Annotated in this window: 18 protein-coding genes; 12 read left to right on the forward strand and 6 right to left on the reverse strand. The window is 45.5% G+C overall.

Going from position 1 to position 24,374, the window contains the following annotated elements; all coding sequences use genetic code 11:
* Positions 1–4: 4 nt before the first annotated feature.
* Entirely contained in the window at positions 5–2,722 is a 2,718-nt protein-coding gene (gene leuS, locus RAH45_RS03310; RefSeq protein WP_373429174.1) for a leucine--tRNA ligase, read from the reverse strand.
* Positions 2,723–2,949: 227 nt separating this feature from the next.
* Between leuS and RAH45_RS03315 the strand changes: the two genes are divergently transcribed.
* Positions 2,950–3,327, forward strand: a complete 378-nt coding sequence (locus tag RAH45_RS03315; protein ID WP_191692459.1) for an arsenate reductase — start codon at positions 2,950–2,952, stop codon at positions 3,325–3,327.
* 81 nt (positions 3,328–3,408) lie between these two features.
* On the opposite strand, the gene argB is transcribed toward RAH45_RS03315, so the two are convergent.
* A complete protein-coding gene (gene argB, locus RAH45_RS03320; RefSeq protein ID WP_191692460.1) occupies positions 3,409–4,320 on the reverse strand; it encodes an acetylglutamate kinase in 912 nt (303 codons plus the stop codon).
* A 259-nt stretch (positions 4,321–4,579) separates the two neighbouring features.
* Here argB and RAH45_RS03325 point away from each other — a divergent pair, with 259 nt between their 5' ends.
* The gene (locus RAH45_RS03325) at positions 4,580–5,887 is read left to right on the forward strand and encodes an RNA-guided endonuclease InsQ/TnpB family protein (RefSeq protein ID WP_306495494.1); all 1,308 of its coding nucleotides are present in this window, start codon (positions 4,580–4,582) and stop codon (positions 5,885–5,887) included.
* A gap of 55 nt (positions 5,888–5,942) precedes the next feature.
* Here the strand turns inward: RAH45_RS03325 and RAH45_RS03330 are convergent, their stop codons facing one another.
* The 4 genes from RAH45_RS03330 to RAH45_RS03345 all read right to left on the reverse strand — a co-directional run bounded on the left by RAH45_RS03330 (position 5,943) and on the right by RAH45_RS03345 (position 12,078).
* Positions 5,943–7,679, reverse strand: a complete 1,737-nt coding sequence (locus RAH45_RS03330) for a phosphohexomutase domain-containing protein (protein ID WP_306495495.1) — start codon at positions 7,677–7,679, stop codon at positions 5,943–5,945.
* A gap of 129 nt (positions 7,680–7,808) precedes the next feature.
* On the reverse strand, positions 7,809–8,273 hold the full coding sequence (gene dut / locus RAH45_RS03335) for a dUTP diphosphatase (protein WP_191692302.1): 465 nt from the start codon (positions 8,271–8,273) through the stop codon (positions 7,809–7,811).
* 274 nt (positions 8,274–8,547) lie between these two features.
* Positions 8,548–9,951, reverse strand: a complete 1,404-nt coding sequence (gene mgtE / locus RAH45_RS03340; RefSeq protein WP_191692301.1) for a magnesium transporter — start codon at positions 9,949–9,951, stop codon at positions 8,548–8,550.
* A gap of 93 nt (positions 9,952–10,044) precedes the next feature.
* On the reverse strand, positions 10,045–12,078 hold the full coding sequence (locus RAH45_RS03345; protein WP_068406542.1) for a UvrD-helicase domain-containing protein: 2,034 nt from the start codon (positions 12,076–12,078) through the stop codon (positions 10,045–10,047).
* Positions 12,079–13,021: 943 nt separating this feature from the next.
* Here RAH45_RS03345 and ndhC point away from each other — a divergent pair.
* From ndhC to nuoK, 10 genes are all read left to right on the forward strand, one after another.
* Positions 13,022–13,633: an NADH-quinone oxidoreductase subunit A gene (ndhC, locus tag RAH45_RS03350; RefSeq protein WP_102077400.1), complete on the forward strand. Its 612-nt coding sequence runs from the start codon at positions 13,022–13,024 to the stop codon at positions 13,631–13,633.
* A gap of 124 nt (positions 13,634–13,757) precedes the next feature.
* Positions 13,758–14,426 carry a NuoB/complex I 20 kDa subunit family protein gene (locus RAH45_RS03355; RefSeq protein WP_068406534.1) on the forward strand — a complete coding sequence of 223 codons (669 nt, stop codon included), beginning with the start codon at positions 13,758–13,760 and terminating at the stop codon, positions 14,424–14,426.
* 106 nt (positions 14,427–14,532) lie between these two features.
* Positions 14,533–16,335 carry an NADH-quinone oxidoreductase subunit C/D gene (gene nuoC / locus RAH45_RS03360; RefSeq protein ID WP_156508515.1) on the forward strand — a complete coding sequence of 601 codons (1,803 nt, stop codon included), beginning with the start codon at positions 14,533–14,535 and terminating at the stop codon, positions 16,333–16,335.
* 174 nt (positions 16,336–16,509) lie between these two features.
* Positions 16,510–17,019: an NADH-quinone oxidoreductase subunit NuoE gene (gene nuoE, locus RAH45_RS03365; RefSeq protein WP_068406529.1), complete on the forward strand. Its 510-nt coding sequence runs from the start codon at positions 16,510–16,512 to the stop codon at positions 17,017–17,019.
* Complete coding sequence (gene nuoF, locus RAH45_RS03370) at positions 17,016–18,440, forward strand: NADH-quinone oxidoreductase subunit NuoF (RefSeq protein WP_191692300.1); 1,425 nt, start codon at positions 17,016–17,018, stop codon at positions 18,438–18,440. The genes nuoE and nuoF overlap by 4 nt, the downstream gene beginning before the upstream one ends.
* 10 nt (positions 18,441–18,450) lie before the next feature.
* Positions 18,451–21,537 carry an NADH-quinone oxidoreductase subunit NuoG gene (nuoG, locus tag RAH45_RS03375; RefSeq protein ID WP_306495496.1) on the forward strand — a complete coding sequence of 1,029 codons (3,087 nt, stop codon included), beginning with the start codon at positions 18,451–18,453 and terminating at the stop codon, positions 21,535–21,537.
* A 49-nt stretch (positions 21,538–21,586) separates the two neighbouring features.
* Positions 21,587–22,582 (forward strand): NADH-quinone oxidoreductase subunit NuoH, encoded by a 996-nt coding sequence (gene nuoH / locus RAH45_RS03380; RefSeq protein WP_144297284.1) that lies wholly within the window; start codon positions 21,587–21,589, stop codon positions 22,580–22,582.
* A gap of 68 nt (positions 22,583–22,650) precedes the next feature.
* On the forward strand, positions 22,651–23,199 hold the full coding sequence (gene nuoI, locus RAH45_RS03385; protein WP_068406521.1) for an NADH-quinone oxidoreductase subunit NuoI: 549 nt from the start codon (positions 22,651–22,653) through the stop codon (positions 23,197–23,199).
* Complete coding sequence (nuoJ, locus tag RAH45_RS03390; protein ID WP_306495497.1) at positions 23,196–23,963, forward strand: NADH-quinone oxidoreductase subunit J; 768 nt, start codon at positions 23,196–23,198, stop codon at positions 23,961–23,963. The genes nuoI and nuoJ overlap by 4 nt, the downstream gene beginning before the upstream one ends.
* Positions 23,964–24,061: 98 nt before the next feature.
* Complete coding sequence (gene nuoK, locus RAH45_RS03395) at positions 24,062–24,370, forward strand: NADH-quinone oxidoreductase subunit NuoK (RefSeq protein WP_102077418.1); 309 nt, start codon at positions 24,062–24,064, stop codon at positions 24,368–24,370.
* The last annotated feature ends 4 nt before the right edge of the window (positions 24,371–24,374 follow it).

Raw genomic sequence — 24,374 nt, forward strand, 5'->3', positions numbered from 1 at the left:
AGGTCTAGCCTGCCACCACGATATTAACCAGTTTATTCGGTACGACGATTTCTTTTTTAATCTCGCCTGTAAGGAATTTTGCCACGCCTTCAAGCGCTTTTGCTTGCGCTTTTAGCTGCTCAGGATCGCTATTAGGTGCGACATCCATTTTACCGCGCATTTTACCGTTCACCTGCACCACCATTGTAATCATATCTTGCACGAGAGCGCTTGTATCGACTTCTGGATAGCCTAGAGTAACGGTATCCATACCTAATTGCTCAAGCACATGCTCACCGATGTGCGGCGCGTATACCGAGAGGATAATCAATAAATCAATCAAAGCTTCATGCTGTACTTGCAAGTCTTGCTCGCCGTTTGCTTTAAAGTTAGCAAGCTCATTGGCAAGCTCCATTAAGCTAGAAACTGGCGTATTAAGTGCCAAGCGTTTACCCAAATCACTATCAATCTTGCCAATGGTTTCATGGGTTTTACGGCGTAGGGCTTTGGCTTCTTTGCTTAAGCTATCGGTATTGAGTGCTGCATTATTAAGCTGCTCAAGGGTTAAATTGGCATCAGAAAGCGCTTGCATGTGCTCGGTCGCAATGCGCCAAACTTTTTTAACAAAGTTATAAGGGCCTTTTAGCGCATCATCTGACCATTCAAGGGTTTGGTCGGCAGGCGCAGTAAATAGCGTATATAAACGAACGGTATCCGCGCCATATTTATCAATGGTAAGTTGTGGGTCGACGCCGTTGTTTTTTGACTTCGACATTTTTTCGATTTTACCAATCGTCACTGGCTGACCGTCAGATTTCAAAGTCGCTTTAATCGGCTGACCGCGTTCGTTATAGTCGATATCGATGTCTTCGGTGAAGTAATAAGTGGTACTGCCATCGGCATTGACGCGGTAGAAAGTACCAGCAAGTACCATACCTTGGGTCATCAGATTGGCAAATGGCTCATCGCCTGATACCAAGTTTTCATCGCGCATGAGCTTATGGAAGAATCGCGCATAAAGCAAATGCATAACCGCATGCTCGACACCGCCGATATATTGGTCGACTGGCAACCATTTATTGGCCGCAGATTTGTTGACCATGTTGGTTGTATCGTGCGGACTGGCGAAGCGCGCGTAGTACCAGCTTGATTCGACAAAGGTGTCAAAGGTATCGGTTTCGCGCTCAGCAGGATTACCACATTTAGGACAAGTGGTATTGACAAATTCTGGGATATTTTTTAGCGGATTACCGCGACCGTCAGGGACGACGTCAGTTGGCAAGACCACTGGCAAATCTTGCTCTTCAACCGGCACCGTACCGCAATGCTCACAGTTGACCATTGGGATAGGGCAGCCCCAATAGCGCTGGCGAGAAACACCCCAATCGCGTAGACGGTATTGGATTTTTTTCTTGGCAAGCTTTTGTGGCTCAAGCTTCGCTAGCATGGCTTCAAACGCTTGCTTGAAGTCCATGCCGTCAAATTCGCCTGAATTGACTAAGGTATTGCGCTCGGTATAAGCGCGGTTACTTTGCGTATTATTGGCTTTGGCATCGGCTTCTACTTGATCTAAAAAGCCAGCAGGAATGTCAATCACTTGCTTAATTGGCAAATTATATTTGGTGGCAAACTCATAATCGCGCTCATCATGAGCAGGAACTGCCATCACCGCACCTGAGCCATAGCTCATCAGTACATAGTTGGCAACCCATACAGGCACTTCTTCACCAGTGAGTGGGTGAGTCACGGTCAGCCCGGTATCCATGCCGATTTTTTCAGCTTTAGCCAAATCTGCTTCAGCAACTGAGCCTTTTTTACACAGCGCATTAAATTGGGCAATCGCCTCATCTTGTTCAGCGGCATATTGTGCCAATGGATGCTCAGCGGCAACGGCGACATAAGTGACGCCCATCAAGGTATCAGGACGCGTCGTGAACACATCTAAGGTATTGGTTTCGCCTGCCAGCTCATAAGGGAAATGGACTTCCATACCGGCACTACGACCAATCCAGTTGCGCTGCATGGTCAGTACTTCTGATGGCCAGTGACCTTCTAACTGGTCTAAATCATCAAGCAGCTCATCGGCATAATCAGTGATGTTAAAGTAATACATCGGGATATCGCGCTTTTCGACCGCCGCTCCACTACGCCAGCCTTTACCATCAATGACTTGCTCATTGGCTAACACCGTATTATCGACTGGATCCCAGTTGACGGTGGCAAGCTTTTTATAAACCAAGCCTTTTTTGTATAATTGCAAAAATAACCACTGCTCCCACTGATAATATTCAGGGCTACAAGTGGCAAATTCACGTGACCAATCAATAGACAAACCAAGCAATTTAAGCTGCGCGCGCATGCTGTCAATATTGGCAAACGTCCATTCGGCAGGCGGCGTCTGATTGGCAATCGCTGCGTTTTCTGCTGGCAGACCAAAACCGTCCCAACCCATTGGCTGCATGACCTCATAGCCTTTCAGGCGATAATAACGGCTCAGTACGTCTGAGATCGTATAGTTACGCACGTGACCCATATGCAGCTTACCGCTTGGGTAAGGGAACATCGACAGCATGTAGCGACTTGGTTTGTCACTTGGCTCATTACTTACTTCAAAACGCTTGTCAGTTGCCCATTTGGCTTGCTGCGCAGCTTCAATAAGTTGCGGCTGATACTGGGCGTTATCGATAGAAGTATTATTGGTATGGGTAGTATTAGCAGTTTCTGCTGTCACGGCGTTGCTCATAGTTGGCTCGGAATAGGTTATTACAGATAAATTGGGTAAAATTTTACAATGCCATAGCATAGCGTAATTTGGCAAAAATTGCGACGATATGATAGAGCGTTTGCTCACCGTAAAGGCGATAAATCTGCAAAGTGAATACGCTTATGAAGGTTTTTGTCGTCATAAACCAAATGCTGATGACTGTTAGGTATAATAAACAAAATAACGATCATTGATTTGGAGTTTTTATGACCATCACTATTTACGGTATCAAATCTTGTAGCACCATGAAAAAAGCTTTTACTAAGCTTGATGAGCTAGGCGTTAGCTATGACTTTCATGATTATAAAAAGCAAGGTATTGATAAAGACAGCGTACAGCGTTGGGTAGATGAGCTAGGCATTGATAAAGTATTGAATAAGCGTGGTACGACATGGCGCAAGCTGACCGACGAGCAAAAACAAGCCGCTGATGCCAATATAGATACTGCCATCGATTTGCTGATAGAAAATACCAGTATGATTAAGCGTCCAATAGTTGAAGGTCAGCTGGCAGATAAAAATAATGGTCAGCCGATACTATTATGTGGTTTTGATGAAGATGAGTTTGATAAAATTTTTTCGTAAAGGAAACTTTTTACCAAGTGCAAAAGCCCGAACTTAAATGTTAAGCTCGGGCTTTTTTATACTAAAAATTATCACAGCTCGCTAGCTCATTGATGAATCTAAGTCACGGCTAATCAAGGTGCCGACCCCTTCGTTGGTGAAAATCTCGAGAAGCGTGGCATGTGGCACACGACCATCGACAATAACCGCGCTTTTTACGCCGCTACGTACCGCGTCAAGCGCGCATTGAATCTTAGGAATCATACCACCTGAGATAATACCATCTTCAATAAGACCATCGACTTTCTTTGGCGTCAAGCCAGTGACCACTTCACCATCACGGCCCAACACGCCTTTAATGTTGGTCAGTAGCATCAGCTTTTCTGCTTGCAAAAATTCTGCGACTTTACCGGCGACCAGATCGGCGTTGATATTATAAGTGTTGCCCTCAGAATCAACCCCAAGCGGCGCGATAACAGGTATAAAATCAGAGGCAATCAGCATATTGATCACATCTTTATTAACGCTGACCACATCACCGACAAAGCCTAAATCAACAGGAACTGCCACACCATCTGCGCCGATTTTTTCCATCATTAGTTTTTTGGCTAAGATTAAATTGGCGTCTTTACCCGTCAGACCAATCGCGCGCCCACCGTGTTTGTTGATTAAGCTGACGATAGACTTATTGACGCTACCGCCCAATACCATCTCGACGATATCCATTGTGCTTTTGTCAGTCACGCGCATGCCGTCGATGCGATCAGATTGACGACCGAGCTCTTTTAACAAATTATCGACTTGTGGACCGCCGCCGTGCACGACCACAGGATGCATACCAACGGTTTTTAATAACACGATATCACGGGCAAACGAGCTTTCAAGCGCAGGGTCGGTCATGGCATTGCCGCCGTATTTGACGACGATGAGCTTATCAACAAAGCGTTGAATATAAGGCAGCGCCGTGGTTAATACTTCTGCGGTAATTTTGGCTTCATCCAAATTAAGCGTCATGACAAGCTCCTAAAAGACAGGGTTAAGCGGTGGATTGATTGAGAGTTTTTGTTTCTCTTTGGCGTTCTCTAATAAGGCGTTTTCTAGTAAAGTTAAGGTTAAATAATACCTATCTAAAAGCGAAAGAGGACTCCACCCGACATTAGGGTGGAGGTGAATTTCGCCTAGTGTTTATTATATTTTTATACAAATTAGCTACTGTATGAAATCTAAATAATCTTTAGAATTTATATTCTATCAAACAAAATTAGTTGCGGTAATGAAAATCAACAAAGCGTATAAGTTTAGGCTTGAGCCTAATGTAGAGCAACAGATTATTCTAAATAATCTTGTCGGCTCTGCACGTTTTGTTTGGAATCAAATACTAGCGATCTCATTTGAGATGTTTGCCAAAAATGAATTTATTAATGCCACCAACTTGGTTAATAAAATCATGGATCTAAAGAACAATCCTGATTTTGACTTCTTAAGAACCCATGCCAACGCCGTATCTTTACAACAAAAAGTACGTGATCTCGCCTCTGCTTGGTCACGTTTTTTCGACCCTAAAGTTCATGCCAGGCTCAAAGAAAATAAAAAGAAACCTCGTAAACCCAAGTTTTTTAAACTGGCTAATGGAATGGAGATACCACTTCGTCCACTAATGCCACGCTTTAAGCGCAAATCCGATGGCTGTGACTCAATTCGCTTGGTTCAATTTGATAAGTATTGCCGTGTTGAGGGTAATCGCGTCAAACTACCTAATGGCGTGGGCTTTGTGAAATTTAGAAAATCACAAGACATCATCGGCACCATTAAAAACATCACTATTAGCAAGAAATCAGGGCACTGGTACGTGTCTTTTGGGTGTGAGCGAGCACTGGATCAAAACCCAATTCACCCCTCTACAAGCGCCATAGGTATTGATTTAGGTGTCACTAAACTCATTACCACCTCAGATGGTCAGCACATCAAACCCAAAAACAGCTTTAAAGCCAATCAAATTAAACTGGCCGCATTACAGCGCCAATTAAGTAGAAAAGTCTTATTCAGTCAAAACTGGAAAAAGCAGAAAAACAAAATACAAAAACTCCACCATCATATTGCCAATATTCGCCATGACTACTTGCACAAAATCACCACCGCGATCAGCAAAAACCACGCCATGATTGCTTGTGAGGACTTAAAAGTAGCCAATATGTCGAAGTCTGCAAGTGGTACGTTAGAAAACAAAGGGCGTAACGTCAAAGCCAAGTCAGGATTGAATAAATCCATTTTGGATCAAGGCTGGGGCATGATGATTGATATGCTTGAGTACAAGCAGCACTGGCAAGGCGGGGTGCTCATTAAAGTAAACCCACGCTACACCAGCCAAACCTGCTTTGAATGCAAGCATATCGCTAAAGAAAATCGACAAACCCAAGCTAAGTTTGAGTGCGTCCAATGCGGGCATAAAGCAAATGCTGATGTGAATGCAGCTAAAAATATTTTATCGGCAGGACATGCCGTTTTGTCTGCGGAGGGAGGATGCGGTAAAGGTCGCCCGTTGAAACAGAAAACTTGTGACATTCGTGAGAAAGTCGCCTAAGAGCTTTTGCTTTTAGAATCCCCCACTTGAGCTTGTCGAAAGTGGCGGGAGTATGTCAATCAGCAACAATAGCCAAGATTTGCATCGCTAGCGTCTTGTTAAAGGGGCGGCATAAGGCGGCAAATCTCGTTTGAACGTCGATAAGGTCGTCGATGCTATCACCAGCAAAGCGCACGGTCAGATTTTGACTGGTATTTGATTGGCGCAATACGCCAAACCCGCGCGCAAAATCTAAGCGCACGCCATCGATACAGCTAAGCTTGGTGCTCACTGGCAATAGCGTTTGCGCCTGCTCTAAAGTAGTAGATTGGCTTTGCTGCGAGCACGTACAAAGGGACGGCGCACAGGCAACGACGGCTTGCGGGTTGAGTTGATGTATAGACGCAGCTGATGTCGCGTGAACCAATTGCTGTAAATACTGACAAAATCTTGCCAGTTGCTGCACGATAGAGCAGTCGTTAGCTATAGTTTTTGGTAGCGGTAAATAATGGTCAGCGGTACTGACGATAACCGGTAAACCTTTAATAATATCGGCTAGGCTTTTTGTACGAGTTGACTGAGTACCTTGAGATTTTCCCAACCAATGGAGCAGTCGTAGTGCTGCATACATGGCGTCATCATAAAGTATAAAGCGGCTATCATTAAAAATAAAATGCCCAGATAGCTCACCAGCAAAGGTTATTTGACCGTCAGACTGCTGCATTTGTTGGCGCATGAGGCTGCTGCCAGTTTTACTAAGCACAGGCGTGGCGCCAATTTCACTGATAAGCTTGGGCAGATGATGACAGCATTTAATATCAAAGAGCACTTGCGGGTATGGTCGCGAAGTCTTTAATGTTTGCGGACTTTCAATAACCGCTATTTTTGCTAATAGATAAAGCAGGTGGTCGGGCGTGACGACTTTGCCCCGACTATCGACTACCATTAACCGATCGCCATCACCATCAAAGGCGATACCTATATCTGCTTGATGAAGCAGTACGCTTTGCTGCAACTGTTTAAGACGCTGCGGCTCAGTCGGGTCCGGATTGCCAGCAGGAAAGTCACCGTCTGGCGTATCGTTGAGCATGATGACACTTTGGCAAAAATGCGTAAATAAAGGCTTGGCGATATTGCTGGTGGCGCCGTGCATACAATCAATGACTACCACTAAATCAAGTTTAGAGGAGGGTGGGTGATTATCTTCTACAGTTTGATTAAGAGGCTGATAGATTTGCTTAAAAACTTGAGTAATAGCGTCGCTATAAGCGCTTGTGACTTGATTAGCAGGTAACTGCTGTTGTTTATAACGCACAGGCTGGTCATTGGTTTTTACAGACGAATTTTGCGAATTATAACTAGCTAGTTGTTGATATAACGTTTGAATATCGGCGCTACTAGGCGAGATATGATTGACGAGCCATTTCACTCCTAAAATATCTTTAGCAGAATGGCTGGCAGTGACAATAATGCCATGCCCCTGATATTGCTCCGCCCAAAAAATCATCATTGGCGTGGTAACAAGTCCTAGTTGGATGACTTGTAGACCATGCTGAGACAAGATATCAGCAAATATTTGCGCCATGCTACCACTACCGTCACGCACATCATGACCAACAACGACAATGGTTTTTTCGTTAGTGCTTCGGCTACTAATTTCGCCAATATTTTCTCTATAAATGCTTGGCTGAGCTTGATAAAGATACGCAAAAGCATTTCCCAAGGCATGAATAAAATCATCGGTAAAATGCTGGCGCGACCCACGAATATCATAAGCACGAAATAAGGAGTGCTGCGCAGCAAAAGACGGCATCGCTTACTCTCCTTATAGTCGTGATAAATGGGCTAGTGGTGAATGAAAAATCGCTGATTATTTTTATTGCTGCGCTTGATGCTAAATAAAAATCCAATGATGCTTACTGTTTAATGCTGATATTCAATGCTACTGACGACCAGAATGGCCAAAACCGCCCGCACCGCGCGCGCTGGTATCACTAAATTCTGCCACCACTTCAAACTCCGGACGGGCGACTGGTACAACCACATATTGCGCCATACGTTCTGCTGGGTTGAGTACGAAGTCTTCATTGCTGCGATTCCAAATACTAACCATCAGCTCACCTTGATAATCGGCATCAATCAAGCCGACCAAATTACCCAAGACGATACCATGCTTATGACCGAGACCTGAGCGCGGTAAAATCATACCCGCAAAGTTAGGGTCTTGAATATAAACGGCAAGTCCAGTGCCTATTAAATACGTGGCTCCCGCTTTAATGGTCAACGGTTCATCAATGCAAGCACGTAAGTCAATACCTGCGCTGCCATCGGTAGCGCGCGTCGGTAGCGAGAACGCTTTATCTTCAGTAATTTTAGGGTTTAATACTTTAACTTGTACAGCTTGCATAACGCACTCACTTAACGATGTAATGGTTGTATAAACAGAATGAATCACATTTTTAACGATTAGGTTTTAAATGCTTAACAACAACTATTAATACCCCACTCTCAACTTGTTTTTCTAAGGTATTGGTTTACTTAGTTTTTAAAATTTCAGTTAAAACAATTAGAATTTTAAATTCTATAAAAATCAAAAGCCTACGATAAGTTGAGATTGGCGTATTAATAGAAATAGCTGCTGATTTTTAACTTTTGTTTTTCAACTTTTCATGGGCGGTCGACTAAAGAATCAGCACGCTCGCCAAGCCCAAAAACGACATAAAGCCCACTATATCGGTCACGGTGGTCAAAATAACCGAGGCGGATAGCGCAGGGTCGATATTCATACGTTTGAGCATCAGCGGAATACTAATGCCCGAAACGTTGGCGGCGGTCATGTTAATCGCAATGGCAAGCCCGATGACGGCGCTGATTTTAACATCATGAAACCACAATTGCGCAATAATCGCCATGATTATCGCCCATATGATACCGTTTATCGCGCCAACCCACAGCTCTTTATTTAATAACCATAGGCGATTCGACCCACCGATTTGACCCATTGCCATCCCGCGAATGACCACCGTCAGCGTTTGCGAGCCTGCAATTCCGCCCATACTGGCAACCACCGGCATCAATATCGCCAGTGCCACAACCTTTGCTAATACCGCTTCAAACTGCCCAATCACAGCGGCCGCCAATAGCGCGGTACATAAATTAATACCGAGCCAAATACTACGGCTTTTGGCACTGGTTAAAATAGGCGCAAACAGCTCTTCATCTTGGCTAACACCAGCAAGGTTTTTCATGGTGCTATCGACATCATCTTGGATAATCTCCATGATATCTTCGCCGTTTAACTGTCCGACCAGCTCGCCGTGGCTGTTAATCACTGGCGCAAAGCGGATATCTTCTGAACGGAAAATCGACGCCGCATCTTGAATATCTAAGCGATCATTGACAGTGATGGCACTATGAATCAAGTCGGCGACTAAGGTGCTTTGCTGGTGTTTAATCAAATCCGCCAGACTCAATAAGCCAAGCAGCTGCTGGCTTTGGTCGACGACCAATAGCTCTTGGCTTTCATCATCGAGCAAATCAGCATTCTCTCGCAGCCAGCTTTGCACTTCTGCAAGGGTGATGTCGTCCCTGACTTGAATGAGGTCAGGATCCATATAACTGCCGACTTCCCAGTCTTCATAAGTATCGAGTTTATTGACCTGCACTCGGATGTCTTCATCCAAGGTTGCCATCACCGAGGTGCGCACACTTTCGGTAACGGTATCTAAAATCTCAGAGATATCTTGCGCATCAAGGTCTTGGGTAAACAGCGATATCTCTTTTGAAGAAACATTCTCCAACAGCGGCTGGCGGGTATCAAACTCCAGCTCTGCCAGTACTTCACCTTTGATATTTTCTGGTACTTGCGCCCAAATCAGTAAGCGATTTTGGCTCGGGAAAGACTCTAATAGGCTGGCAATCTCATATTCTGATTGCTTTTCTAAAAACTCAGTAATCGCCGCATACGCTTTTTCTGCTACCAATTCTTGCAAATATAATAACTTATATTCGCCGCTTGCTTCTGCCGGATTATAGTCAGCCTGTCGGGTCAATGGTCGTTCAGGATTCGTCGTCGAGGTCGGCATAAAGGTTCCAAATTTTTAAAAGATATTCGTATAAAAATTGAGTTTACCGCTCATGTAAAGAGCGGTAAACAGGGTATCGCTTAAGTTTTAAACTTAACGATTACCTAGTAAAGCACGAATATTGGCCAAGTATTCATCAGCGACTTTTTCAGGGTCTTTGCTGGCTTTTTTCTTTTTCGCTTTGGCCGGCCAGTCGATATGATCTTCTGGCAATTCATCCAAAAAACGTGATTCAGAGGTCACGCGCATTTGCCCGCCTGCACGGCGCTGGGTCGCAAGCGTTAATGTCAGCTCACGGCGAGCGCGGGTAATACCCACGTACATTAAGCGGCGTTCTTCCTCAATGGTTTCACTAAGGATAGAGTTGCGGTGCGGTAGCATTTCTTCCTCAAGTCCCATGATATAGACAAAATCAAACTCCAAGCCTTTTGCTGCATGTAAGGTCATGAGGTTCACTTTATTGGTATTTTCTTCTTCTTGCTGCTGCTCGAGCATATCAAGCAAGACCAATTTGCGAATGATGGTATCAATCGTACGGTCTTCGTCTTCTTCAGCACGATTAATCAATGACTGAATACTGGTATAAAGCATGTCGATATTATCGATGCGGTTTTTTTCTTGTTGCGGCGTTTTGGCATCGCTACGTACAAAGTCGATATAGCCGGTTTCATCAATCATTTGACGGACGATAGGCACAGGGTCGGGGTGCTGATCGAGCTCACGGGTATAATGCTCGATAAAATCGCCAAACTCTTTTAAGGTACCATAGGCTTTTGACGGCAAGACGTGAGCAAGACCAGCATGGGTACAAGAGGCAAGTAAGGAGATACTATGCTCTTGCGAAAATAAACCAAGCTTTTCAAGCGTTGCTGGGCCCATGCCGCGCTTGGGCGTATTGATAATACGTAAAAATGCGCTGTCGTCTTCGGGGTTTAAAATCAGACGCAGATAGCCCATGATGTCTTTGATTTCACTACGGGCAAAGAACGACTGACCGCCCGATAATTTATACGGCACTTGCAGCTGACGCAATTGCGCCTCAAGCATGCGCGCCTGAAAGTTACTGCGATAAAGAACGGCGTATTGTTCCCATTCATTACCAAAACGCAGTTTATGGGTGACGATTTCTTTTGCCACGCGCTCAGATTCATCGTCGTCATTACGGCAATTAATAATGCGAATTTTTTCGCCTTGCCCTTTATCTGACCACAGTTTCTTTTCAAATAAATGCTCGTTATTGGTAATAACGGCGTTGGCAGAGGTTAAAATACGCGTGGTTGAACGATAATTTTGCTCAAGCATGACGATTTTTAATTTGGGGAAATCTTCTTTTAGCAGGGCCATGTTTTCAGGTTTTGCACCGCGCCACGCATAGATAGATTGGTCATCGTCGCCCACAACGGTAAAACGCCCTTGCGGCCCGACCAGATACTTAATCATTTCATACTGGGCGGTATTGGTATCTTGATACTCATCGACCAATAAATAACGAATACGGTTTTGCCATTTATCGCGCAGCTCAGCGTTTTCACGTAAGATTTTGGTTGGCAGTACAATCAAATCATCAAAATCAACAGCGTTATAAGCGCGCAAATTACGCTCGTATAAAGCATAAAGCGTCGCAAAAATCATATCTTCTGGGTCGTCTAAGGTTTCCATCGCCTTATCAGGCTCAATCAAATCATTTTTCCAATCAGAAATCATTTTTATCGCTTTGCCAACCAGCTCACGGCTTTCGGCGCCGCTTAAATTGTCACGCATCATCAGCTCCATTAAGAGCCGCTTGCTGTCATCGCTGTCCATGATGGAAAAGTTGCCTTTCAATGGCGTATGAATCAGCTCGTAACGCAAAAACTGCAAGCCAAATTGGTGAAAGGTCGATACCGTCAGACCGCGAGTTTTTTCACTTGGCAGCAATTTACTGACCCGCGCTTTCATCTCACGCGCCGCTTTGTTGGTAAAGGTCACCGCGGTGATACGCTCGGCTGGCATGTTGCATTCTTCGATGAGATAAGCGATTTTACGGGTAATCACCGAGGTTTTACCGGAGCCAGCCCCAGCCAATACCAATAAAGGTCCTGAGACATAAAGCATGGCTTCTTGTTGTTTGGGATTAAGTTGACTCATAAGATGACCTGTAAGACAAAAGCAAAAAAGAAGATAAAACTAATAATGGATAGTAGCATCGTTGACGAAAGTCGTTGTTAAGCAAAATATGATAAAAGGCTGCGATGCTTGGGATACAACGATGATTTTAATCAAACGCTGATTTTATTAAGATGATAATAATAAAAATCATAACGTCAATAAGGATGGTATTTTTAATAAAGACGATATTTTCGGTAAAGTACACCCAATAATAAAGGGTAACAAAATGTGTGTTCAAATAACGCCAAAGCGTCAAAATGAGGTGGGCTATTATAAAGCAAAAATCCTGTCTTTGGGCGAGGAGTTGGCAGCGGGTTTTGAGTTAAAAAAGTGTTTGCTTTGCGCAGCTTACACTATATATAGCAGCGTCCACATAAAAATTCAGATTCGCACGTAATATAAGGTAACGTCTATAACATAGTTTATGGTAAAAAAAACATATTTTTTTTGCAGATAAAATGACCATTCAATGCAGTTAAAAACTAGCTTTTGATTGCCGATATGCGTATAGTACGTAAATAATTTATGCCAGTTGTCACGTCATTGTTGACCACGTGTATGAGCTATTAAATCAATTAAGTACGCCAATAAATACGATATTGATTTAATACGTTGATCTTACGTTGTTAAAAGATGCGTTGGGCGACCAGCCTTTTATCCGCGTGCATGCCGGAATATCTATAGTTGGTCATGTCTGACATCGTCGTCAATAAGCTTGATAATTGGTTATTACCAGCACAGTAGCTATAATAGTCATGGGTTTATCACAGTCCTTGAGTTGTTTAAATATATTTGCTCAAAAATGAGTCAATGACAGCTACTTTGTGTTTTCGTCTGCGTTATGCTTATCGCCATTACCACCATCATTTGTGAGTATTCGCGGTGCGCTTGACACTCGATTGGGTGAGGAGCACGTATTATCATGTCTGCTTTTAATTGGTCAGCAATTGCTTTTATTTTAGCCGCCATTGGGCTAGTTGTCTTTATGCTGGTCGTTCCGCGCTTGCTTGGCGGTCGCTCTCAGGGCACACAAAAAGAAGAGATATTTGAAGCGGGTGTTGTCGGAGCTGGCAATGCCCGCATTCGTTTGTCTGCAAAATTCTATTTGGTGGCGATTTTCTTTGTGATTTTCGATTTAGAAGCGCTTTATCTTTATGCGTATGCCGTTTCAGTGCGCGAAGCCGGCTGGTTAGGGTTTGCTGCCGCCGCCATCTTTATCACAATCTTAATCATCGGTCTGATATATGAGCTGAGTCTGGGCGCGATGAACTGGGCACCAGCGGATAAACGCCGTAAACAAGCGCGTCTATATGCGGCGCCAGCCGGTTTTAATTTGGCCGACATCACCAAGTTTGATGGCGTTGATGAGCTGATGGTTGACCCAACAGGCAAGATACCGGCGCAGTCTTCAGGGCAAATTAATGTCTCAAACAATATCGAGACCAATCGTCGCCATTTACAAAATATCGATCATATTAATACCACGGGTAATGTGACGTCAGTGGATTTTGCCACTGCTGCACAACAAGACTAGCTTTAAGTTCATTGCTTATAGCAGTCTTGTTTACACCTAAATGGTCATTTATTAATAATAGAAGTTATGGCGCTAGTGATGATAAATACTTGTCACGCAGCGCTTAAAATAAAGGTTGTATGTTATGAAATACACATTAACAAAAGCCAACCCTGATGCAGATATCTATCCTGCACAGACCAGTCAAACGGTCAATGACCCTATCGAAGAAGAAGTCAATAAAAACGTCTTTATGGGTCGTCTTGAAGACCTTGTCCATTCAACAGCAAACTGGGGGCGCAAGCACTCACTATGGCCATTTAACTTTGGTACCTCTTGCTGTTATGTCGAATATGCCACCACCTTAACCGCCGTACACGATTTGTCACGTTTTGGTGCCGAAGTCATTCGCGCCTCACCCCGTCAGGCAGACGTAATGATTGTTGCTGGTACTTGCTTTGTGAAAATGGCACCGGTTATTCAGCGCCTTTATGAGCAAATGCTTGAGCCAAAATGGGTCATCTCGATGGGCGCGTGTGCCAACTCGGGCGGTATGTATGATATCTACTCAGTGGTGCAAGGCGTCGATAAAATCATTCCTGTCGATGTTTATGTGCCCGGTTGCCCCCCGCGTCCAGAAGCTTTGATTCAAGGTTTGATGCTGCTACAAGAGTCGATTACCAAAGAGCGTCGTCCGCTAGGCATTCATGTCAATGAGCAAGGTATTTACCAGCCGCAAATGACGCCTGAGCGTGACCGTAAGCAAGCGGACCGTATTGCGGTGAAAAACTTGCGTAGCCCAGACAGTATCTAGTTTATTAGCTCAATTGTTCATAATTCTTAGAAGTGCGCGTACGCTTATCACAGCTCGGTTATGATTGACATAGCTGGGTTATGATTAATGAAGGAAGACATCATTCATGGTCACGGTAGTTGAAAACATAGATCCTAATAACATGGATCCTAACAACAGGGATAAGATCAAACCTGTCCCAGCAGTTATCAAAGAGCTGGAAGAAAAATATGCTGGTAAGTTTGTCGTACAGCACACGGTGGATGAGATTCCAACGGTGTGGGTGGCGCGTGCCGACTTATTAGACGTCTTATTATACCTGCGTAAATTGCCAAAACCTTACGTTATGCTCTTTGACTTATCCGCGATAGATGAGCGCTTGCGTCAGCATCGTCAAGGTTTGCCAGACAGTGATTTTACAGTGTTTTACCACTTGATGTCGCTTGAGCGTAATAGCGATGTGCGTATCAAAGTCGCCCTAAGCGAGGACGATCTCAACGTACCAAGTGCGACTAAAATTTGGCCAAATGCTAACTGGTATGAGCGTGAAGTCTGGGACATGTTCGGCATTGTATTCAGTGGCCATCCACATTTAACGCGTATCTTATTGCCTAAATATTGGGAAGGTCATCCACTGCGTAAAGAATATCATGCGCGCGCGACGGAATTTACCCCGTATTTCTTAAATAATGCCAAGCAACAATACGAGCAAGAAAACCTGCGTTTTGTCCCTGAAGAATGGGGCATGAAACGCTCGGGCCGTGATGAAGACTTTATGTTCTTGAACATTGGTCCTAACCATCCCTCTGCTCATGGTGCATTCCGTTTAGTGCTACAGCTTGACGGTGAAGAAGTTGTCGACTGTATTCCTGATATCGGCTATCACCATCGCGGCGCCGAAAAAATGGCTGAGCGTCAAACGTGGCATTCTTATATTCCTTATACCGATCGTATTGATTACCTCGGCGGTGTGATGAACGAGCTACCGTATATCATGTCGGTTGAAAAGCTTGCCGGTATTACGGTGCCGCCGCGCGCTGAAACCATCCGCGTGATGATGAGTGAGTTTTTCCGTATTACCAATAACTTGCTATTCGTCGGTACCTTTATTCAAGATGCCGGTGGTATGACGCCGGTATTCTATATGTTTACCGATCGCCAAAAAGCTTATGACGTCATCGAAGCGGTGACCGGCTACCGTATGCATCCTGCTTGGTTCCGTATCGGCGGTACGGCACACGACTTACCGCGCGGTTGGCAGCGTTTGGTTCGTGAGTTCCTAGATTGGATGCCAAAACGTTTAGATGAATACGTAAAAGCAGCATTGCAAAATAGTGTGTTAAAAGGTCGTACCCAAGGCGTTGCCCAGTACAATACCAAGCAAGCATTGGCTTGGGGCGTGACTGGCGCAGGTTTACGTGCCACAGGTTTAGATTTTGATTTGCGTAAAGCGCGTCCGTATATGGGCTATGAGAATTACGACTTTGAGATTCCAGTCGGTTATAACGGCGATGCTTATGATCGCTGTATGGTAAAAATCGAAGAGATGCGCCAGTCGCTACGTATCATCCGTCAATGTATGGATAATATGCCGCAAGGCCCTTATAAGGCAGATCATCCATTGGCCGTGCCACCGCCGAAAGACCGTACCTTAAATGATATTGAGACTTTGATTAATCACTTTATCTCGGTTTCTTGGGGTCCTGTGATGCCAGCGGGTGAGTGCGCCACGATTGTGGAAGCAACCAAAGGTCTAAACAGTTATTACATCACCTCAGATAAAGCGACGATGAGCTATCGTACCCGTATCCGTACGCCGACATTTGCGCACCTGCAACAGATGCCATCGGTGATTAATGGCTCGTTGGTCTCTGATGCCATTATGTATTTGGCCTCGATTGATATTGTCATGGCCGATTGTGACCGTTAACGGTTTGGGTTGCTGCATTTATCATTAATTTTTATAAATGTTAAATGCTAGATGTTAAATATTAAAAGTACGCCAAGTTTTATTAATATGTTATCGCCAGACTGGCACACCAAAACGCTGTTGCTGCGCCAAGCGCTATATACACAGTGGGCTGAGTGAGGAAAGAAGAAGATTATGAGAATTGTTTCCGATAAAATGCCAAAAGTAGATGTGGCAAGTATCTTAACCGCAGAAGAGATTGCGGCTATCCATGAGTTTATGCATCATTATCCCCATCCGCGAGCAGCGTCTTTAGATGCCCTAAAAATCGTACAAAAGCGTAACGGCTGGGTCGATGATGCGCAAGTTAATGCCATCGCCAATATTCTAAATATCCCTGTGACCGACATGGATGGGGTGGCAACTTTCTTTAACCGTATCTATCGTCAGCCGGTCGGTCGCAATGTCATCCTTATTTGCGATTCGGTCGCTTGTTATTTAACGGGCTACGAAGCGCTGGCGGCTGAATTAAAAGCGCAGCTGGGCATCGACTATGGTCAAACCACCGCTGACAACCGCTTTACGCTATTGCCGATTTGCTGTTTGGGCAACTGTGACAAAGGTCCTTCTGTGTTAATCAATGAAGACACCTATGGTCCTGTGCAGCCCACTGAAGTCGCCCAATTGTTGGAGCTATACGCATGAGTTTAACCATTTCAGAGCAGATTGCTCGTCGCGGTCAAGGCAAAGCGCCAAGCCAATTAAATGACCAGCGCATTCCTGTTTATGGCGACAAAGCAACCGCTACCAGTGAAACCAAACCGCTTACATGGCGCCTCGCCCATCACGATGCGGTATTGGACTTAGCCACTTATGAATCGCTACGCGGATTTGAAGCCTTAAAGATGGCTTTAAACCAATCACCAGCCGATACTTTAAATACCATTAAAGAAGCCGTAGTCAAAGGTCGTGGCGGTGCAGGTTTCCCAGCCGGTATTAAATGGTCGCTCATGGCACCACCCGATGGTGGTCCACGCTACTTAGTCTGTAATGCCGATGAGATGGAGCCGGGCACTTTTAAAGACCGTCTCTTGATGGAGCGTCTGCCGCTACAGCTTATCGAAGGTATGCTGATTTCTGCCTATGCGATTGGGGCAACGGCCGGTTATATCTTTATTCGCGGTGAATATATCTTAGCAGCGGAGCGTTTAAATACAGCGCTTGAAGAATTGCGTGCCAATAATTTGGTCGGCGACAATATCTTAGGCTCAGACTTTAGCTTTGATTTGCACGTCCATACCGGCGCTGGTCGTTATATTTGCGGCGAAGAAACCGCTTTGATTAACTGCTTAGAAGGTCGCCGAGCCAATCCGCGTACCAAACCGCCTTTTCCACAAGTGGCAGGTGCATGGGGTCGTCCGACTGTGGTTAATAACGTTGAAACCTTGCATAACGTTTCAGCGATTATTTTGCATGGTAGTAAATGGTATCAAGACTTACCAAAAGCTAAAGGCGTGGTCGAAACCCCAGGTACTAAGCTATTTGGTTGTTCAGGTTTGGTCAATGACCCAGGACTATGGGAGCTACCTTTTGGCTATACGGCGCGCGAAATTATCGAAGATTTCGCTGGCGGTATGCAAGAAGGTAAAAAGCTTAAAGCATGGCTCCCTGGCGGCGCATCAACCGACTTTTTAACCGCTGAGCATTTAGATACCGTCGTCGATTTTGACACCATTCAAAAAGCTGGTAGCCGTATGGGTACTGGGCTAATCATGGTCGTCGATGAAGAACAAGACATGGTGCCATTATTGCGCAACCTTGAGATTTTCTTTCAGCGTGAGTCGTGCGGTTGGTGTACACCGTGCCGTGATGGTCTACCGTGGGGCGTTAAATTGCTCACGGCCATCAATGATGGTCAAGGTCAAATCGGTGACGTTGAGAAATTAGAAGGCTTAACCCGTGACTTGTGGATCGGTAAAACCTTCTGCGCCCATGCGCCGGGTGCGATGGAACCACTGATGAGTGCGATTAAATATTTCCGTCCTGAATTTGATCAAAAAATTGCGCAGGCGGTTGGCGAAGATGTCATTGAGGCTGCAGCTCATCAACAGCCAGAAGTGAAATAAGGAGAGCGGCATGGCAGTCATACATATTGATGGAACCACTGTCGAAGTAGATAGCAGCGACAACTTGCTCCAAGCATGCTTGTCACTCGGCATTGATGTGCCGTATTTTTGTTATCACCCCGCCTTAGGTTCAGTCGGCTCTTGCCGTCAGTGCGCGGTTAAGCAATATCAAAATAAAGAAGATATGGAAGCGGGTCGCGGGCGCTTGGTGATGTCCTGTATGGTCGCCCCAAGCGATGATATGTACATCTCAGTGACCGACGATGAAGCCAAAGCCTTTCGTAAGTCGATGGTTGAGCTATTGATGGTCAACCACCCGCACGACTGTCCAACCTGTGAAGAGGGCGGACATTGTCATCTGCAAGACATGACTTATATGTCAGGTCATAGCCGTCGTCGCTATCGCTTTACCAAGCGTACCCATCACAATCAAGAGCTTGGACCATTTATCGCTCATGAAATGAACCGCTGTATCGCTTGTTATCGCTGTGTGCGTTTTTATAAAGACTACGCGGGCGGCGAAGATTTGGGCGTCTATGGCTCAAACGAGCGCGTTTATTTTGGTCGTGATAAAGATGGTCAGTTCGAAAGCGAGTTTTCAGGTAACTTAACCGAAGTCTGCCCAACGGGTGTATTTACCGATAAAACTCACTCTGAGCGCTATAACCGTAAATGGGACATGCAATACGCGCCAAGTATTTGTCATGGCTGCTCAGCGGGCTGTAACATCTCAGCGGGCGAGCGTTATGGCGAATTGCGCCGTATCGAAAACCGTTATAACGGTGAAGTAAATCGTTACTTCTTATGTGACCGTGGTCGCTTTGGTTACGGCTATGTCAATCGCGAAGACCGCCCAACCCAAGCGCTTGAGCGTATCAATGACAAGCATGTCAAAATCAATATCGACTATGCGCTTGATGAAACCATCAAACGTATCAAAGACAAAAAAGTTATCGGTATTGGCTCACCACGTGCGAGCCTTGAGACCAATTTTGCGCTAAAAAATATGGTTGGCTTTGATAGCTTTTCAACCGGTTTAAACCATCAGCAACAAGCACTGGTCAATAAATGTATTGAAGTATTAAGCACTGAGGGTATTTATAATCCCGCTATGGCTGATATCGAAAGCCATGACGCAGTATTGGTATTGGGTGAAGATATTACCCAAACTTCATCACGTGTGGCGCTATCGATTCGTCAAGCGGCAAAAAACGAAGCCATTAAAATGGCAGCGGCGTCCAAAACCCAATCTTGGCTGGCTGAGCCCGTCAAACGTATTGGACAAGGCGTGCAAAGCCCGGTCTATATCATCGACGTTATCCAAACCAAACTAGAAGATATCAGTAAAGTTAGCGTCGTTGCGACACCAGAAGATATTACCAAGCTTGGTTTTAAAGTCGCCGATGCGATTGCCAATCTTGCAGATGATTTAGCGCAAATAGCAGACGCGCAACGTGCCCAACAAGATGCTGATGAAACGTCTGACCCAATGCAAGCGCTAGCCCAACAAATCGCTTATGACTTAATCCAAGCGGATAAACCCTTGGTGGTTTCGGGTACCAGCTTATCGTCTACGGCTTTGATAGAAGCAGCGGCGCAAATCACTCAGGCACTGACCCAAAAACGTGCGGCGATTAAAGCCACTGAACAGCAGCAGGTCGAAGCGCATAATGCTAAGGTCGAAGCTGCTGAAGCACAAGCAGCAACGGCGCAGCAAAGCGAAGATAAAGACTTGTCTGCCAAGCCGAACAAACCAGAAACCGGCGTTGATACAGAAGCGCAAGACGATGTCGAACGTCAGCCGGCAACCAAGCTTGAGCTAAAAGAGGTCAGTAAAAACTATCACGCGCAAGCGGGTATTTATTTAGCGGTTCCTGATGCCAATAGTATTGGTGTTTGTATGCTTGGTGGTCAATCGGTCGAAGAGTTATTGGCGACTGATTTTGATGTGGTTATCGTGGCTGAAAACCAGCTAACCGATGCCATTGATGCGCATAAATTAACCCAGCTATTGGCGGACAAAACGGTTATTGCCCTTGACCATCAATTGCTTGATTGGCATAAAGACGTCGATATCGTTTTGCCAGCCGCAAGCTTTGCGGAAGCGGACGGTACGCTTATCTCTGCTGAAGGTCGTGCGCAGCGCTTCTTCCAAGTTTATGATAACGAATATTATCATCCAATGAGCAGTATCAAAGAAGGCTGGCGCTGGTTACATGCCGTGCATAGCAGCTTAGAAGGTCGCGATGTCGACTGGACGCTGCTTGATGATGTCATCAATGCTCTAATCGCTACCCATCCTAAGCTTGCTGGTATTAAAGATGCGGCTCCTGACGCCGATTACCGCATGACTGGTCTAAAAATTGCCCGTCAGCCGCGTCGCTACTCAGGTCGTACCTCGATGCGTGCGCCCGTATCTGTGCATGAGCCGATGCAGCCAAAAGATTTGGATACCGGCTTAACCTTCTCAATGGAAGGCTATAGCGGTAAGCAGACGCCAAGCTCGATGATTCCTTTTGCCAGTGCGGCCGGTTGGAACTCACCGCAAGCGTGGAATAAATACCAAGATAAAGTTGGTGGTAGTCTGAGAAATGGCGATCCGGGCGTCCGTTTATTTGATCGCCTAGAGCGCCTTGCTACGCGCCAATATGTCGCGCCAGAAGCTACTTCAGCAACAACGACAGATATGCAGCAAGGACAAGCCAAACTGGTGCCAATTTATAACCTGTATGCCAGCTCGATGATGGCATCACGTAGCGCGGTGGTTGCTGAGCAATTGCCGCTCGCTACGTGGCGCGTCGGTATCGATGATGCCAAAGCATGGGGTCTTGCAGCGGGTGATTACCTAGCGATTGAGATTGATAAACAGCAAATTACCTTACCCGTTGAGCTCGTTGGTTACTTAGCAGAAGGCTGTATCGGCTATCCGGTTGGGCAGGTGAGTATTATCCATCCGTCCATGCCAGCGTCAGTACGCAAAGTCGATGCGCCGGTGACGATGATGGGCAGTATGGCAACTGATAATGCTGTCACAGCCAACAACAATAACCGCGCCACGCCAATAAACAGTGCGCCGATCACCACACAGGAGGTGTAATTTGCAAGTTACCCGTATTATCCCTGATGTGCCAAGCTTTTTGGCTGGTATGATGACTTTTGATACCTGGTCGATACTTTTTATGGTCGTGCAGGCGTTGGTTATCTTTTTGGTGGTCGTTATCGTGGCAGCGTTGATGATTGTTTATGAGCGCCGCATGCTAGCGCTTTGGCAAGACCGTTATGGTCCGAACCGTGTCGGTCCGTTTGGCTCATTGCAACTGGTCGCCGATATGCTCAAAATCTTCTTTAAAGAAGATTGGACGCCAAACTTTACCGATAAGTTTATGTTTACCTTGGCGCCAGCGGTCGCCATGTTTACTGCGTTGGCATCCTTTGCCATTATTCCTATTTCGCCAACCCTTGGGGTTGCTGATTGGGATATCGGTATTTTGTTCTTCTTTGCCATGGCAGGTATCGCAGTCTATGCGGTGATGTTCGGTGGTTGGGCGTCTGCTAATAAGTTCTCATTACTTGGTGGCTTACGGTCAGCAGCGCAAACCATCAGTTATGAAGTTTTCTTAGGCTTATCATTGATGGGTGTGGTTGCGCTAACAGGCTCGTTTAACCTACGTGAAATCGTTGAATCGCAAATTGACGGCTGGTATATCATTCCGCAGTTTTTTGGCTTTTTAACCTTTGTCGTGGCTGGTGTTGCTGTCACCCATAGACATCCATTTGATCAGCCAGAAGCCGAGCAAGAGCTTGCCGAAGGGTATCATGTCGAATATTCGGGCATGAAGTTCGGTATGTTTTTTATTGGCGAGTATGTCAACGTCGTGCTGATTTCTGCCTTGATGACCTGCTTGTTTTTTGGCGGTTGGCTTGCGCCGTTTAATTTAGATATTCCTTTTATTCCACCAGCTTTTTGGTTCATGATTAAAACGCTATTCTTTATGACCATGTTTATTTTGGCTCGAGGCTCACTCATGCGTCCGCGCTATGATCAGGTGATGAACTTTGGCTGGAAAATCTGCCTGCCGGTAACTTTGATTAATCTCTTGGTGACTGCCGCAGTGATTTTGATTTTCTCCCCAACGTTATAGTCATTACTAGTAGCCATCACTAGCCATTACTGATGAACTAGGGTAAAGCTGATAAGGATAATAATCCCATGTTTACTACGATAAAAAAGACCGTCATTGGTATGTTTACCATTGTCCGCAGTATGTGGATGGTCAATAGTCATGCAATCAGGCCGCGTGACACTATTCTTTATCCAGAAGAGCCGGTGCCAGTACCGCCACGCTTTCGTGGCCGTATTGTGCTGACGCGTGACCCTGATGGTGATGAGCGCTGCGTGGCTTGTAACTTATGTGCCGTAGCCTGTCCGGTTGCCTGTATCTCTTTGCAAAAAGCCGAGCGTGAAGATGGTCGCTGGTATCCAGAATTTTTCCGCATTAACTTTTCACGTTGTATCTTTTGCGGTTTGTGTGAAGAAGCCTGTCCGACGACGGCGATTCAGATGACGCCTGATTTTGAGATGGGCGAATATGTCCGTCAAGACTTGGTTTATGAAAAAGAGCATTTGCTGATTTCTGGACCGGGTAAATATCCCGATTATAACTATTATCGCGTGACGGGTATGGCGGTAGCAGATAAACCAAAAGGCGCGGCGCAAAATGAAGCGGCACCGATTGATCTAAGGAGCTTGCTACCATGATGAATATCTTAAACAGTCCTGAATTGGCAGGGTTTTATGCGCTGGCAGCGGTGGCAATATTTGCCAGCTTGCGCGTGGTGACCCTCGCCAATCCAGTGCATGCTATTTTATCGATGATTGTGTCGTTATTGGCCATCTCAGGTATTTTCTTTGTGTTAGGTGCGCCGTTTGCTGGTGCGCTTGAAATTGTTGTTTATGCCGGTGCCATTATGGTGCTGTTCGTCTTCGTTATTATGATGCTAAATCTTGGCATGAGTAATGATGAGCGTGAAGAAAGCTGGCTTGATGCGGGCACTTGGGCAGTACCGACGGGGTTAACTATTATCATCGCGGTTGTGCTATATGCGTTGATAGGTCTTAATCATACCGATACGGCAATGATTGGTGGTACGACCATTTCAGCTAAAGCCGTCGGTACGGTGCTATTTACCAAATACGTTATGTTGGTCGAAGTGGCAGCATTGCTATTATTAGCTGCCTTGGTAGCTGCTTATCATTTGGGTAAAGAGTCTAGTGATGATGAGATTATCGGTCACGACGCTAAAGGCTATGATAAAGGACATAATAACAAAGCAAGCCAAGCCTCTAATCCAAATGTGGCTAGTATCAAACATTGCGATGATAATGGTATGCCGATCGATACTGATGCGCTAAACAAGGCTGAACCATACGAATATAAAGAGGTTGACCCGCTTGACTATGTCGGTATGAATGTCGGTAAGCAAGCGGATATACAACGAGTCACGCGCAAGGAGTCAGACTGATGGTACTAGCAGCGAGCGTGGCACAGGAGGTTGCAAATGTGCCGTTTGCCCACGAAGTAGCAGGCTTTGTGCAGCCTGCTACTGAGGCGCAAAATGTACTGGGTATGATACCCATGAGCCATGGATTGATTTTGGCCGGTATTTTATTTGCAATCGGTCTGTGCGGTGTCATGGTACGGCGTAATCTCTTATTTATGCTAATGAGCCTTGAAATCATGATGAATGCGACGGCTTTGGCATTTGTGGTCGCCGGTAGCCGCTGGGTCGATCCAGATGGACAGATAATGTTTATCTTTATTTTGACACTAGCAGCAGCAGAGGCAGCCATTGGTTTGGCAATATTATTGCGGTTTTACCATCAGCGTGGGCATCTCGATGTCGATAGCGCCAATGAGATGAAAGGATGATGTC

The sequence above is a fragment of the Psychrobacter sp. van23A genome (assembly GCF_030845275.1).
GTDB lineage: Bacteria > Pseudomonadota > Gammaproteobacteria > Pseudomonadales > Moraxellaceae > Psychrobacter > Psychrobacter faecalis.